General features: G+C 65.2%; 13 protein-coding genes. 4 read left to right on the top strand and 9 right to left on the bottom strand.

Features of this window, described 5'->3' with window-relative positions; all coding sequences use genetic code 11:
- Positions 1-141: 141 nt before the first annotated feature.
- From AB0T83_RS15775 to dapD, 5 genes are all read right to left on the bottom strand, one after another.
- Positions 142-774 (bottom strand): TIGR04282 family arsenosugar biosynthesis glycosyltransferase, encoded by a 633-nt coding sequence (locus AB0T83_RS15775; RefSeq protein WP_366194179.1) that lies wholly within the window; start codon positions 772-774, stop codon positions 142-144.
- Entirely contained in the window at positions 771-1,193 is a 423-nt protein-coding gene (locus tag AB0T83_RS15770) for a GNAT family N-acetyltransferase (RefSeq protein ID WP_366194178.1), read from the bottom strand. The genes AB0T83_RS15775 and AB0T83_RS15770 overlap by 4 nt, the downstream gene beginning before the upstream one ends.
- Positions 1,184-2,335, bottom strand: coding sequence for a succinyl-diaminopimelate desuccinylase (dapE, locus tag AB0T83_RS15765; RefSeq protein WP_366194177.1), 1,152 nt, complete (start codon positions 2,333-2,335; stop codon positions 1,184-1,186). The genes AB0T83_RS15770 and dapE overlap by 10 nt, the downstream gene beginning before the upstream one ends.
- Positions 2,332-2,676 carry a DUF8846 family protein gene (locus AB0T83_RS15760; protein ID WP_366194176.1) on the bottom strand — a complete coding sequence of 115 codons (345 nt, stop codon included), beginning with the start codon at positions 2,674-2,676 and terminating at the stop codon, positions 2,332-2,334. Before AB0T83_RS15760 ends, dapE begins: the two co-directional genes overlap by 4 nt.
- 306 nt (positions 2,677-2,982) lie before the next feature.
- Entirely contained in the window at positions 2,983-3,810 is an 828-nt protein-coding gene (gene dapD, locus AB0T83_RS15755; RefSeq protein ID WP_366194175.1) for a 2,3,4,5-tetrahydropyridine-2,6-dicarboxylate N-succinyltransferase, read from the bottom strand.
- A 104-nt stretch (positions 3,811-3,914) separates the two neighbouring features.
- On the opposite strand from dapD, the gene AB0T83_RS15750 reads away from it, so the two are divergent.
- Positions 3,915-4,730 carry an LOG family protein gene (locus AB0T83_RS15750; RefSeq protein ID WP_366194174.1) on the top strand — a complete coding sequence of 272 codons (816 nt, stop codon included), beginning with the start codon at positions 3,915-3,917 and terminating at the stop codon, positions 4,728-4,730.
- A gap of 225 nt (positions 4,731-4,955) precedes the next feature.
- Here AB0T83_RS15750 and AB0T83_RS15745 read toward each other — a convergent pair whose 3' ends face one another.
- Positions 4,956-5,297 (bottom strand): DUF2853 family protein, encoded by a 342-nt coding sequence (locus tag AB0T83_RS15745; protein WP_366194173.1) that lies wholly within the window; start codon positions 5,295-5,297, stop codon positions 4,956-4,958.
- Positions 5,298-5,476: 179 nt separating this feature from the next.
- Between AB0T83_RS15745 and msrA the strand changes: the two genes are divergently transcribed.
- A complete protein-coding gene (msrA, locus tag AB0T83_RS15740; protein WP_366194172.1) occupies positions 5,477-6,148 on the top strand; it encodes a peptide-methionine (S)-S-oxide reductase MsrA in 672 nt (223 codons plus the stop codon).
- A 122-nt stretch (positions 6,149-6,270) separates the two neighbouring features.
- Here the strand turns inward: msrA and AB0T83_RS15735 are convergent, their stop codons facing one another.
- Complete coding sequence (locus AB0T83_RS15735; RefSeq protein WP_366194171.1) at positions 6,271-8,526, bottom strand: NADP-dependent malic enzyme; 2,256 nt, start codon at positions 8,524-8,526, stop codon at positions 6,271-6,273.
- Between the two features lie 172 nt (positions 8,527-8,698).
- Between AB0T83_RS15735 and mutS the strand changes: the two genes are divergently transcribed.
- Together mutS and AB0T83_RS15725 are read left to right on the top strand one after the other, a co-directional pair.
- A complete protein-coding gene (gene mutS, locus AB0T83_RS15730) occupies positions 8,699-11,326 on the top strand; it encodes a DNA mismatch repair protein MutS (RefSeq protein WP_366194170.1) in 2,628 nt (875 codons plus the stop codon).
- A gap of 94 nt (positions 11,327-11,420) precedes the next feature.
- Complete coding sequence (locus tag AB0T83_RS15725; RefSeq protein ID WP_366194169.1) at positions 11,421-11,843, top strand: hypothetical protein; 423 nt, start codon at positions 11,421-11,423, stop codon at positions 11,841-11,843.
- 145 nt (positions 11,844-11,988) lie between these two features.
- Here the strand turns inward: AB0T83_RS15725 and AB0T83_RS15720 are convergent, their stop codons facing one another.
- Together AB0T83_RS15720 and hrcA are read right to left on the bottom strand one after the other, a co-directional pair.
- A complete protein-coding gene (locus AB0T83_RS15720) occupies positions 11,989-12,591 on the bottom strand; it encodes a nucleotide exchange factor GrpE (RefSeq protein ID WP_366194168.1) in 603 nt (200 codons plus the stop codon).
- Between the two features lie 12 nt (positions 12,592-12,603).
- A complete protein-coding gene (gene hrcA / locus AB0T83_RS15715; protein ID WP_366194167.1) occupies positions 12,604-13,665 on the bottom strand; it encodes a heat-inducible transcriptional repressor HrcA in 1,062 nt (353 codons plus the stop codon).
- Positions 13,666-13,687: the final 22 nt, after the last annotated feature.

Below are 13,687 nucleotides of genomic sequence, written 5' to 3'. Positions count from 1 at the left end.
CCCGCGGTGCGTTTCGAAGAAACGCGTGCGGCGTTGGGCCGGGCTGAGTCGCTGCGCGACTCAGCAGGTCGGCTGGGGAGGTGTCTGAGGGACGCTTGTGCGTCTCAGACACCGGTTCAAGGATGTTTGGCGGGCGGCGCGTCAAGGACACGCCGCGCGGGGCGCGCGGTCGCTGCGCGATCCTTGACCCGCGGCGGCGAGGGCGTGCAGATCTTCCAGCGTATCCACATCGCGCAGGCACGCCAGTTGGGCGATGCGGTGATCGGGCAGGGTGGCGATGGTGTCGGACAGCGCGTGTTCGCTGGACCAGCGCACCCCGGCGAACAACCCCGGCGGCACCGGACGGCGGCGCGCCAGACCGATCAACCAATAGCCGCCGTCCTGCGCCGGGCCAAAGACCGCATCGTGGTCGCCCAAAGCCCGGAAACCGTCGCGGACAAGGGCCGGTGTGATCCCCGGAATATCGGCGCCGACGATCAGCACCGGACCGGGCGCCAGCGCGCGAAAGATCCGGCCCATGCGACAGCCCAAATCGCCGCGCCCCTGCGGCCAGCGTGGCACGTCGGCGGGCCAGACACGGCTGCGCAGCCCCTCGCGGTCCGGCGCGACGGCGAGGATCGTCTGCCAGCGCGGATCGCGCAGGTCGCGCAGCAGGCGTGCGGTCTGATGCCGGAACCACCAGGCGGCGGCGGTTGTCCCTATCCCAGCGGCCAGTCGGGTCTTGACCCGGCCCGGTCGCGGCTCTTTCACCATGACCACCAGCTTGGGTGTCACAGGGCAATCTCCATGTCGTGATGCGGCACCCCACCGTCGTCGTAGAGCGGCCCGCAGACCGAAAAGCCCAAGGCCGTGTAGAACCCCGCGGCCCGCGCCTGCGCCCCCAGAACCGCGCGATGAACACCGGGTGTGGCGCGCAACCGGTCCAGTGCATCGCGCACCAGCGCCGCGCCGACGCCCTTACCCCGATAGGGTTTGACCACGCAGATCCGGCCGATGCGCCCGGTGTCGCCACGGATCATCAGCCGCGCCGTGGCTACGGGGAAGGTGTCATCACTGGCCAGAAGATGCCGGGCCGTGGCATCCAGATCGTCGAATTCCTCGGCCTCGCGAAACCCCTGCTCTTCGACGAAGACCGACCGCCGCAGCGCAAAACAGGCCGTGGGGTCCGAGACCTCGTCAATGGTCAGTTGCACCCGAAATAGTCTTTCAGGATGCGGGTGTAGACGGATTTCAGGCGTGGGATCTGCGCCACCTCGACCCGCTCGTCCACCTGGTGCATGGATTTGCCGACAAGGCCGAACTCCACCACCGGGCAGTGATTGCGCACATAGCGCGCGTCCGAGGTGCCGCCGCTGGTCGACAGCACCGGCGTCAGCCCGGTCTCGGCCTGCACGGCCCGGCTGATCAGCTCTGACAGTTCTCCCGGCGGCGTGATGAAGCTTTCGCCCGACACCTTGCTGGTCATCTCGAAACTAATGCCGGTCTCGGCGGTGACCTTGTCGGCCTCGTCCCGAAGCCACTCCAACAGCCCTTCGGAACTGTGCGTATCGTTGAAACGGATGTTGACCATCGCCGTGCATTGCGCCGGAATGACATTGTTGGCCGCATTGCCGGTGTCAAAGCCGGTGACCGCCAGCGTCGAGGGATCGAAATGGGCCGTGCCCTGGTCCAGCTCGTGCGACGACAGCCGGTCAACCAGCCGCGCCAGCGCCGGGATCGGGTTTTTCGCGCGATGCGGATAGGCCGAATGCCCCTGAACACCGCTGGCGGTAAACCATGTGGTCAACGACCCGCGCCGCCCGATCTTCATCATCTCGCCAAAGGTCTCGGGGCAGGTCGGCTCGCCCACAAGGCATAGGGACATCGCCTCACCCTGCCGCGCCATCCAGTCGAGGATCGCATCGGTACCATCGACGCCATCGCCTTCTTCATCCCCGGTGATGGTCAGGATGATGGCCCCGTCGGGCGGCGTCTCGCGCACCAGGTCGATGGCGGCCGCGACAAAGGCCGCGACGCCGGATTTCATGTCCGTAGTGCCCCGGCCCATCATCCAACCGTCGCGGACCTCTGCTCCGAACGGATCGCAGGTCCAGGCGGCCGCGTCGCCGACCGGAACCACATCCGTATGGCCGTTGAAGCCGAAACTGCGGGCATGGCCCTTCTCGCCCCAGCGGGCAAAGACGTTGGGAATGCCGGCCCTATCCACCCGCGTGCAGGTGAAGCCCGCCTCCGTCAGCAGCGCGGACAACAGATCCAGCGCCCCGCCTTCCTTCGGCGTGACAGAGGGGCAGCGCACAAGGTCGGCGGTCAGGGCAACGGGATCAACGGGGGTCAATGCGGGCCTCCGGCGGTATCTTCGAAGAAGGGGGTCATCTGCGCCACGATCACCGAGTTCTCGGCAAGGGCGCGCTCCATCAGGCCACGTTCCTCGTCGGAAATGTCGTGGCCCTGCTCCAGCCGCTCCTCAAGAGTGCCATAGCCGTTGACATCCAGTGGCGCCAACTCCGCCTGCTTCAGAACCGCCACGGTTTCCCGCACCGCTTCAGGCTCATCCACACCGCTGGCATAGCACATCAATGCGGCCCCGGTGGCGCCCTTGGGCAGGCCATCGCCGGGCTTGCGGCCGATCTCGACAAGCAGGGTGAACACCTGCTGAGGTTTCTTTTCCTTGGTCATGGGATCGGAGGTATGCGGCGCGCCTGGCCGGGTCAATGCCCCTAGCCGAGGACAGGGGGCACAATCCCGAACCCATCGTGTACGAGGACCCCCAGGGCAATGGCCAATACAAGCGTTACGTCCTTGAACATTCTTGCCTCCCGGAATGGAACAAGACTGTTACGGCGCGGCTCGGGGATTCCGTCGCGACTATCTCTTTTTCTTGTCAAAAATACTCATCTTGCGCCGCGCAGCGGCGCCCGGCCCAAGGCCGCAAGGCCCGAAGGGGCCGCGCGGGGACGGGAGCCGCCCCCGGCGCTCAGCGCATCAGTCCCGCAGAAGATCGTTGATCGAGGTCTTGGAGCGGGTCTGCGCGTCCACCCGCTTCACGATCACCGCACAATACAGGTTTACACCGTTCTTCGACGGCATCGACCCGGCCACGACGACCGAGCCCGACGGCACCTCGCCGTACATGACCTCGCCGGTCTCGCGATCGACGATCTTGGTGGACTGGCCGATGAAGACGCCCATCCCCAGAACCGAGCCTTCGCGCACGATGCAGCCTTCGACTACCTCGGACCGGGCGCCGATGAAGCAGTTGTCCTCGATGATCGTCGGCCCGGCCTGCATCGGCTCCAGCACACCGCCGATGCCCACACCGCCCGACAGATGCACGTTCTTGCCGATCTGCGCGCAGGAGCCGACGGTGGCCCAGGTGTCCACCATGGTGCCGCTGTCCACATGGGCCCCAAGGTTCACGAAGGACGGCATCAGCACCACGCCGGGGGCGATATAGGCCGACTTGCGCACCACGCAGTTCGGCACCGCGCGGAACCCAGCCGCCTTCCAGTCCTTCTTCTTCCAGCCGGCAAACTTGCTGTCGACCTTGTCCCACCAGCCGCCGTCCTGCGGCCCGCCGGACTGTTTCTCCATGTCCTTCAGACGAAAGCCCAGCAGCACGGCCTTCTTGGCCCATTGGTTCACACGCCAATCACCATTGGCCTGCCGTTCCGCGACACGCAGCTTGCCGCTGTCCAGCGCGTTCAGCGTGCTTTCGATGGCGTCTCGGGTTTCCCCTTTGGTTTCGGGAGTGATGCTGTCGCGTGCCTCCCAGGCAGCTTCGATGGCAGTTTCCAAGGCGGCATTCGACATGGGCGACCCTTTCGCGCGTTTACTCTGGCTCAAGCTCCGGCAAGGCTATACTTCGGCAAGACCCAAGGCGCAACGACGCGCGATCGAGTGGCGAGGACACCCCAATGACGGACCAGAAGGCCCATCCCCTGCCCCATGCCCGCGACGACATCGAACGGGCGCGCGGCATTCCCGACACCCCGCAGACCCGATCACCCACCCACAGGCTGGCTTTCACAGACAGCGATTTCCTGTGCCGCGACGACCTGCGTCCGGTGCGCCTGCAACTGGAACTGCTGAAAAGCCAGCTGACCCTGGACGAGGCCGGCATCCGCTCCACCGTGGTGCTGTTTGGCGGCGCGCGCATCCCTGCACCGGAAAACACTGACACGGCGCGCACCCCGGCCCTGGGCGCACTCAGCCATTTCTATGACGAGGCCCGCGCCTTCGCCCGGCTGGTCACCGAATGCAGCGTCGCCACCGGCAATACCGAGAACGTCGTGGTCACCGGCGGCGGACCGGGGGTGATGGAGGCGGGCAATCTGGGCGCGCTGGACGCGGGCGGCGTGTCCATCGGGCTGAACATCGTGCTGCCGCACGAACAGGCGCCGAACCCTTATGTGACACCCGAACTCAGCTTCAACTTCCACTATTTTGCCATCCGCAAAATGCATTTCTTGATGCGCGCCAATGCGATCACCGTGTTTCCCGGCGGCTTCGGCACGCTGGACGAATTGTTCGAGGCGCTGACCCTGATCTCGACCAAGCGCATGAGCCCGGTCCCGATCCTGCTGTTCGGTGAATCCTTCTGGCGCGAGATCGTCAATTGGGACGCGCTGGCCCGCGCCGGAACCATCTCGGACACGGATCTGAACCTGTTCCGCTTCGTGGAAACCGCCGATGAGGCCTTCGCGGCACTGCAAGCCGCCGGCACGCTCTGATCGCAACGACGCTCTCCGGCGGCAGACCCCGACACAAACGACCAAAAAAATAGGGAGGTCCCGCCAAGCCGGACCTCCCTTCACCCCACGTGCTTTCGCACCACACGTGTTTCGAATTTCGGTTCCAGCCATCCTGGCAGGACAGGACCTTGATAGCCGATCCATCGCCCCGGCGCAAAAGACTTCTGTCGCGCAATCGTCTCAAAAGTCTCGCAAATTTCGGCTTCAGGCGTAGACGTCTTCCTTGCCGAAATGCCTGGTCAGCAGATAGTAGACCACCGCACGGTGCTTCTGACGTTCGGACCGGCCATAAATGTCCAGTACCGCGTCGATCCCGGCGGTCAGCTCCGGCCCGTCCGCAAGACCCAGCTTGCCGATCAGGAAGTTCTTCCGCACGGTCTCCAGTTCCGACGGATCGCTGCCCGCCACCATCGAACTGTCGGCATTGTAGATCGCCGGACCCAGACCGATCACCACCTTGGTCAGAAGGTCGCTGTCCGGGGTCACCCCGCATTTGCTGGCCAGATCCTCGGCATAGACCGCAATCAGGTCGTCACGTTTGCTCATCCTATCCTCCATTTTGTCCGGGAAACCCTTGTCCCCGCACCGAAAACCCTAGCCGATCCACCCTGAAATGACAGAGGCTTGCACCCTTTCACGGCCCCTCAACCCTGCGTGACATTGCGAATCCAGCGTTGAACGAGGGCGGGATATGGCGTCAGGGTTTGCCCAAAGGAGGCAACGCCATGACCCTGTTCCGCAAACTCCAGACCCTGAAACCCGCGCTTCTGGCACTGGCCATTGCCCTGGGGCTAAGCCTGCAAGCCAGCGATGCCGGCGCGGCAGGCCGGGAAACCGCGCTGGTGGCGGGTGGCTGCTTCTGGTGCGTCGAGGCCGATTTCGAAAAGGTCAAGGGCGTGACCGATGCCGTCTCGGGCTTTGCCGGCGGCACCGTCGCCAACCCAAGCTACAAACAGGTGACGCGCGGCGGCACCGGCCATTCGGAAGTGGTGCAGATCACCTTCGACCCGGACGTCATCTCCTATGATCAGATCCTCGACCTGTTCCTGCGCTCCATCGATCCCTACGATGACGGCGGACAGTTCTGCGATCGCGGCCACACCTATGCCCCGGCCATCTTCGCCCTGACCCCCGAACAGGCGCGCGCGGCAGAGGCCGCCATTGCCCGGGCCGAGGACGATCTCGGACGCAGAACCAAGGTGCCCGTGCGCGAGGCCGCCCCTTTCTACGCCGCCGAAGACTACCATCAGGACTATTACAAGCAGGACGGGCTGATCCTGACCCGCTTTGGTCCCCAGTCCAAGGCCTCCGCCTACAAGAAATACCGTGACGCCTGTGGCCGCAACGCCCGGGTCCGCGCCATCTGGGGCGACGCCGCCCCCTTCACCGGCAGCTGACCCGACGCCGGCTGCCACAAGGCGGGCGCATCGCACCAACTGCGGACCGCCCCCGCTTTTTCTTGGCAAAAATACTCAAAAAGGGGCGCCGCGCAGCGGGGCCCTTTCCACCGTTTCCGCCCCTAGCCGACCTTTGACGCCGCAAGCACCGCCATGTTCAGGATGTCGTTCTCGGTGGCATTGGTCGAACACAGCTGAATTGGCTTGGCCACGCCCGACAGGATCGGGCCGATCACCGTGGCCCCGGCCATTTCCTGCATCAGCTTGACCGAGATCGAGGCCGAGTGCCGCGCCGGCACCACCAGGATGTTGGCCGGGCCCGACAGGCGCGAGAACGGATAGGACTCCATGGCGGTCATGTTCAGCGCCACATCCACGGTCATCTCGCCTTCGAATTCGAAGTTCACGCCGCGGGCTTCCAGCACTTTCGGCGCCATATGCATCTTCTCGGCCCGTTCCGACACCGGGTAGCCGAAGGTCGAGAAGCTGACGAAGGCCACGCGCGGCTCCAGCCCCAGCGACCGGGCGACACTGGCCGCGCCCTCGGCGATGGTGGCAAGGTCGTTCTGATCGGGCCATTCGTGCACCAGCGTGTCGGCGATCATCACGATCCGGCCCTGATGCAACAGCGCCGTGACCCCGACCACCCCGTGTTCGGCATCGGCGTCGAAGACATGGTTGATCTGTTCCATCACATGCGCCGATTTCCGGGTGGCCCCGGTCACCATCGCGTCGCCGTGCCCATGCGCCAGCATCAGTGCCGAGAACACATGCCGGTCGCGCGCCGCCAGACGATGCACGTCCGAGGCATCGAAGCCCTTGCGCTTGAGCCGGTCGTAGAGGAAGTCCTTGTAAGCGTCCAGGTGCACGGTGTTGGCGGCATTGATGATGCGCAATTCGCGCACCGCATCGCCCAGTCCCGCCGCTTCCAGCTTGGATTTCACGTCCGCCTCGCGGCCCACCACAAGGGCCTTGCCCAGACCCGAGCGCTGATAGGCCACGGCGGCGCGCAGGGCGCGGATGTCGTCGCCCTCGGCAAAGATCATCTGCGCCTGGTTCTGGCGTGCCCGCGCGTGCAGACCTTCAAGGATCGAGGCGGTGGGATCCATCCGCGCCTTGAGCGACCGCTTGTAGCCGTCCATGTCGATGATCGGACGGCGCGCCACGCCCGTGTCCATGCCGGCCTTGGCCACGGCCGGCGGAATGCGGTGGATCAGGCGCGGGTCGAAGGGCGCCGGGATAATGTAGTCACGCCCGAAGCTCAGCTTGCGGCCATAGGCCATGGCGACCTCGTCGGGCACATCCTCGCGCGCCAGTTCGGCCAGCGCCTGGGCGCAGGCGATCTTCATCTCGTCGTTGATGGCGCGCGCGTTGATGTCCAGCGCCCCCCGGAACAGATAGGGGAACCCAAGCACGTTGTTGACCTGGTTGGGATAATCCGACCGCCCGGTGGCGACGATGGCGTCCAGCCGCACGTCGTGGGCTTCCTCGGGGGTGATCTCGGGATCGGGGTTGGCCATGGCGAAGATCACCGGGTTGTCGGCCATCGAGGCGACCATCTCGCGGGTGACCGCGCCCTTGACCGACACGCCCAGGAACACGTCGGCCCCCTGCATGGCCTCTTCCAGCGTGCGCAGATCGGTGCGCGCCGCATGGGCCGATTTCCACTGGTTCATGCCCTCGGTGCGGCCCTGATAGATCACGCCCTTGGTGTCGCACATGATGCAGTTGTCATGCTTGGCGCCCATGGTCTTGACCAGTTCAAGACAGGCAATGCCCGCCGCGCCCGCGCCATTCAGCACGATACGGCAATCCTCGATCTTCTTGCCCGACAGATGCAGTGCGTTGATCAGCCCGGCGGCACAGATCACCGCCGTGCCATGCTGGTCGTCGTGGAAGACCGGGATATCCATTTCTTCCTTGAGGCGCTGTTCGATGATGAAACACTCGGGCGCCTTGATGTCTTCCAGGTTGATGCCGCCGAAGGTCGGCCCCATCAGCCGGATCGCGGCGATCAGCTCCTCGGGGTCCTCGCTGTCCAGCTCGATGTCGATGGAATTCACATCGGCAAAGCGCTTGAACAGCACCGCCTTGCCCTCCATCACCGGTTTCGACGCCAGCGCGCCCAGGTTGCCCAGCCCCAGCACGGCGGTTCCGTTCGAGATCACCGCCACCGTGTTGCCCTTGGTGGTATAGTCATAGGCCGCCTGCGGGTCGGCGGCGATGGCCTCGCACGGCACCGCAACGCCGGGCGAATAGGCCAGCGACAGATCCCGCTGCGTGCTCATCGGCACCGTGGCCTGAATGGCCAGTTTGCCCGGATGCGGCAGCAGGTGAAACGCCAGCGCGTCTTCGGGCGTGATCTTGGTCTTGGACATGGGCGGGGTCTCCTCCGTCGGTTCCCGCCGTCTTACGCGAGGCACCGTGCGGTCTCAACGCGTGTTAGCGCAGACAGGCGCAGATAAGGCGGATCGGACCGATCGGGGCTTTTGCCGCTTCGCCCGACCCACTACACCCATGAGACGCAAATCGCAGCCCCGGAGCCGCCCCATGACGCCGATGATGGCGCAGTACCTGAAGATCAAATCCGACCATCCCGGTGCCATCCTGTTCTACCGGATGGGGGATTTCTACGAGATGTTCTTCGACGATGCGGTGGCTGCGGCGGCGGCGCTGGACATTGCCCTGACCAAACGCGGCAAGCACGAGGGCGCGGATATCCCCATGTGCGGCGTGCCGGTCCATGCCGCCGAGGGGTATCTGTTGACCCTGACCCGCAAGGGATTTCGCGTGGCCATCTGCGAACAGCTGGAAAACCCGGCTGAAGCGAAAAAGCGCGGCTACAAGGCGGTGGTCAAGCGCGGCGTGACACGGGTCGTGACCCCCGGCACCCTGACCGAGGACAGCCTGCTGGACGCGCGGCGGCACAATTACCTGGCCGCCTGGGCCGAGATCCGGGGCACCGGCGCCCTGGCCTGGGTGGATATCTCCACCGGCGAGATGACCGTGGCGCCCTGCAAACGGGTGATGCTGCCGCATCTGCTGTCCCGCCTGTCGCCGCCCGAGATCCTCTGTCCCGACGCGCTGGAACCCGAGTTGCGCGGCATGGCCGAGGAAACCGGCGCTGCCCTTGTGCCGCTGGGCGCCGCCAGTTTCGACAGCGAAAGCGGGCAGGCCCGGCTGAAGGCGCTGTACGCGGTGGCGTCGCTCGACGCCTTCGGCCAGTTCGACCGGGTCGAAACCGCAGCCCTTGGCGCACTGGTCAACTATCTTGAGATCACCCAGAAGGGCAAACTGCCGCTGATCCGCCCGCCGGTGCGCGAAGCGCCGGGCGGTGCCATGGCCATCGACGCCGCGACCCGACGCAATCTCGAGATCACCCAAAGCCTGTCGGGCGGGCGCAACGGCTCGCTTCTGGCGACCGTGGACCGGACAGTGACGGCAGGCGGCGCGCGGCTGCTGGAACGGCGGCTGTCGGCGCCCTCGCAGGATCTGGCGGAAATCCGCGACCGGCATGACGCGGTCGAGGCGCTGCTGGACAATCCCCGCCTGCGCGACGACCTGCGCGACGCGCTGAAACGCGCGCCCGACATGGATCGCGCCCTCAGCCGCCTGTCGCTGGACCGTGGCGGGCCGCGCGACCTGACCGCCCTGCGCGACGGGCTGGCTCAGGCCGGCACCATCGCCGCGATGCTGCCCGACGATCTGCCCGAGCGTCTGGTCCGGGCCGCGCAGGATCTGCTGGGGCACGAGGCGCTGACCGATCTGCTGGATGAAGCCCTTGTCGCCGACCCGCCCCTGCTGGCCCGCGATGGCGGCTTTGTGGCCACCGGCTATGACACCGCGCTGGACGAGGCCCGCACCCTGCGCGACAAAGGCCGGGGCCTGATCGCCGGACTGCAGGCGCAATATACCAAGCTGACCGGCATCGGTTCGCTGAAGGTCAAGCATAACAACGTGTTGGGCTATTTCGTGGAAACTCCGGCAACCCACAGCACCCGGATGACCTCGGAGCCGCTGACGGAAACCTTCATCCACCGCCAGACCACCGCCAACGCCATCCGCTTCACCACCGTGGAGCTGTCAGAACTGGAACGCGGGCTGCTGAATGCAGGCTCGCACGCGCTGGAGCTGGAAAAGCAGATCTTCGCGCGTCTGTGCAGAGCTTGTCTGGACACCGCGGCATCGATCGGCCACGCCGCCCGCGCGCTGGCCGAGATCGACCTGACCACCGGGTTCGCCGATCTGGCCGCCGGGTCCGACTGGACCCGCCCCCGGATGGAGGACAGCCGCGCCTTCGACGTGCGCGCCGGACGTCACCCGGTGGTCGAGGCTGCGCTGGCGCGCCAGTCGGGAGCGTCCTTTGTCGCCAATGACTGCGCCCTCAGCGCCGAAGACGACGGCGCCGCCATCTGCCTGCTGACCGGCCCGAACATGGCCGGCAAATCCACCTGGCTGCGGCAGAACGCGCTGATCGCCCTGCTGGCCCAGTCCGGCGCCTTCGTGCCGGCGCGCGAGGCCCGCATCGGCACAGTGTCGCAATTGTTCAGCCGCGTCGGCGCCGCCGATGACCTGGCGCGGGGCCGGTCGACCTTCATGGTGGAAATGGTGGAAACCGCCGCCATCCTGAACCAGGCCGACACGCGCGCTCTCGTCATCCTGGACGAGATCGGCCGCGGCACCGCCACCTACGACGGGCTGTCCATCGCCTGGGCGACGCTGGAACACCTGCACAACGTGAACCGCTGCCGGGCGCTTTTCGCCACCCATTACCACGAAATGACCACGCTGGCCGAAAAGCTGGACCATGCCAGCAACGCCACCGTGGCGGTCAAGGATTGGGAAGGCGAGGTCATCTTCCTGCACGAGGTGCGCCCCGGCGCTGCCGATCGCTCTTACGGGGTGCAGGTGGCGAAACTGGCCGGCCTGCCCGCCCCGGTCATCGCCCGCGCGCGGCAGGTGCTGGAAACCCTCGAGGCCGGCGACCGCGAAGGCGGCAAACGTGCCCCGATGCTCGATGATCTGCCCCTGTTCGCAGCCCCACCGCCGCCCGCCCCCGTTGTCGAAAAGACCCATCCGGCGGTGGACCGGCTGGCCGAGGTGCAGCCCGACCAATTGACCCCGATCCAGGCATTGAGCCTGCTCTACGAACTGCGCGGGATGGTGCGGGACGGTTGAGAAGCGCTGGGAGTCGCTCCGAAGCTTGGCATTCGAATAACTCGGTTAATGCATTTTTCATGCCTCGATAGACTTTGTTTTCCCAAATTTTTAAATGACCGAAAAAACTTGTGAAGGTCTGGTCAAGATGTGGAAGTGGCTCAAACGTGGAATATTGGCCGTTCTGGTAATTTTTATTGGCTATGAAGTGTATGTTTACTTCAAGGCCGGCTATCATAGGGTTCCAGAGCGTCCAATTGGATCATTTTTGCTGCCGTTCGGCGAAGTTCGGGCCATCATGATTGACGTTGAGGATGTTCGGCCTGAGCGGCGATACTTCGCGTATCCAGCAATGGACTTGCCCGAGTGGTATCAAGGTGCCTGGTCTGTTTGCCGACCCGTAACCGACCCGGAGCGGCAAGAGTTTGAAGCGGACTTGGATCCCGGTCCCGGCGTACGCTGGGAAGCCGTGTGCGAGTTTGAGGCCGATGGTGAGACAGTTTTCGCAGGGATAGTTTTTTCAGTCCCAAGAACCTGACAATCGGCGCCATGCAAACGCCGCGCAGCGGCGCCCGGCCCAACGCCTTGCGGCCGTCAGGCCAAAAGGGGGCGGGAGTGCGCCGCCTCAACGAATTGCGGCGCCACCGGGATACGGGGCGCCGCATGTTGTCATGAAGATCGGATCAGGAGGCCGGCATCGACGACACGCCGACCTGCGCCGGACGCAGCAGGCGGTCGTGCAGAAGGAAGCCTTCGGCCATGACCTCAATGATCTCGCCGGCTTTGGTGCCGGGCACCGGGGCTTCGAACATGGCCTGGTGCAGTTGCGGATCGAACTTCTCGCCTCGCTCCGGCGCGACGCGCTGGATGCCGTGCTTTTCGAAGATGTTCAGCAACTCGCGCAGGGTCAGCTCCACCCCTTCCAGCAGCGCCTTGTCGGCTTCGCTGCCGGTTTCGGGTGCGGCGCGCAGGGCGCGGTTCAGGTTGTCGTAGACCGGCAGCATGTCGCGCGCCAGTTTCGAACCGCCGTATTGCTCGCCCTCGCGGCGGTCGCGCTCGCCACGCTTGCGGGCGTTCTCGGCGTCGGCCAGCGCCCGCATGAAGCGGTCGTGCATTTCGTCGCGCTCGGCTTTCAGAGCCTCGACTTCGCCGCGCAGGGACGCCACTTCGATATCCAGATCGGGCACCTGTTCTGCCAGCGTGTCCAGATCGACAAGGTCGTCTTCGCTGACGCCCGGCAGAATGTCTTCCATGTCGCCCACGTCTTTGGCTTTCGGATCTGCCATGATCCCTCCTTCTCAACTCCGGTCGGAGATCATCCTGCCGACCAGTTGCGCCGTGTAATCCACGATCGGCACGACCCGCCCATAGTTCAGACGTGTCGGCCCGATCACGCCCACGGCGCCGATAATCTTTCGATCCGCGTTCATATAGGGACTGACGACCAGAGAGGAACCCGAAAGTGAAAAAAGCTTGTTCTCCGAGCCGATAAAAATGCGCACACCCTCGCCGGTTTCAGTCAGGTCCAGGAACTCGGCAATATCGCGTTTGCGCTCCAGGTCGTCGAACAGGCTCCGGATGCGTTCCAGGTCGACGGCGTCCTGGCTTTCCAGCAGGTTGGCGCGGCCCCGCACGATCAGACGTTCGGCGCCCTCGCCCTGCTCGTCCCAGACCGCCAGCCCGCTTTCCACAAGGTCGCGGGCCAGCTTGTCGATCTCCTGACGGCGGCGCTTGATCTCGCTTTCCATGACCCGGCGCAATTCGCTGACGGTGCGGCCCTCGGCCAATGCGTTCAGGAAATTCGCCGCCTCGCGCATGGACGAGGGCGTCTGCCCCGGCGGCGGCGTGAACACCCGGTTTTCCACATGGCCATCGGCAAAGACCAGCACCACCAGCGCCCGGTCGGCGGCAAGGCTGACGAACTCGATATGCTTGATCGGTGCTTCGTGCTTGGGCGTCAGAACCAGGCTGGCGCCATGGGTCACCCCGGACAGGGCCGAGCCGATGCCATCCAGAATCGCCCCCACATCGCCGTCCGAGCGTTTTACGGTGGCGTCGATCATCTCGCGATCCTGCAGGGTCATCTGGTCCACTTCCAGAAACCCGTCCACGAACATGCGCAGGCCCTTCTCGGTGGGCACGCGGCCTGCCGAGATATGCGGACTGCCCAGCAGTCCGAGGTATTCCAGGTCCTGCATCACGTTGCGGATCGTCGCCGCGCTGACCTTTTCCGACATGGAGCGAGTCAGCGTGCGCGAGCCCACCGGATCGCCGCTGGACAGATAGCCTTCGACCACCCGCCGGAACACCTCGCGGGAGCGGTCGTTCAGATCTTGCAGTACCTTGCTGCTGTCGGTCATCCCGTTTGTCCCGTTCTCACGC

The organism is Meridianimarinicoccus marinus, from assembly GCF_040689105.1.
Taxonomy (GTDB): Bacteria; Pseudomonadota; Alphaproteobacteria; order Rhodobacterales; family Rhodobacteraceae; genus Meridianimarinicoccus; species Meridianimarinicoccus marinus.
This window is presented reverse-complemented; position numbering and strand designations above follow the sequence as displayed.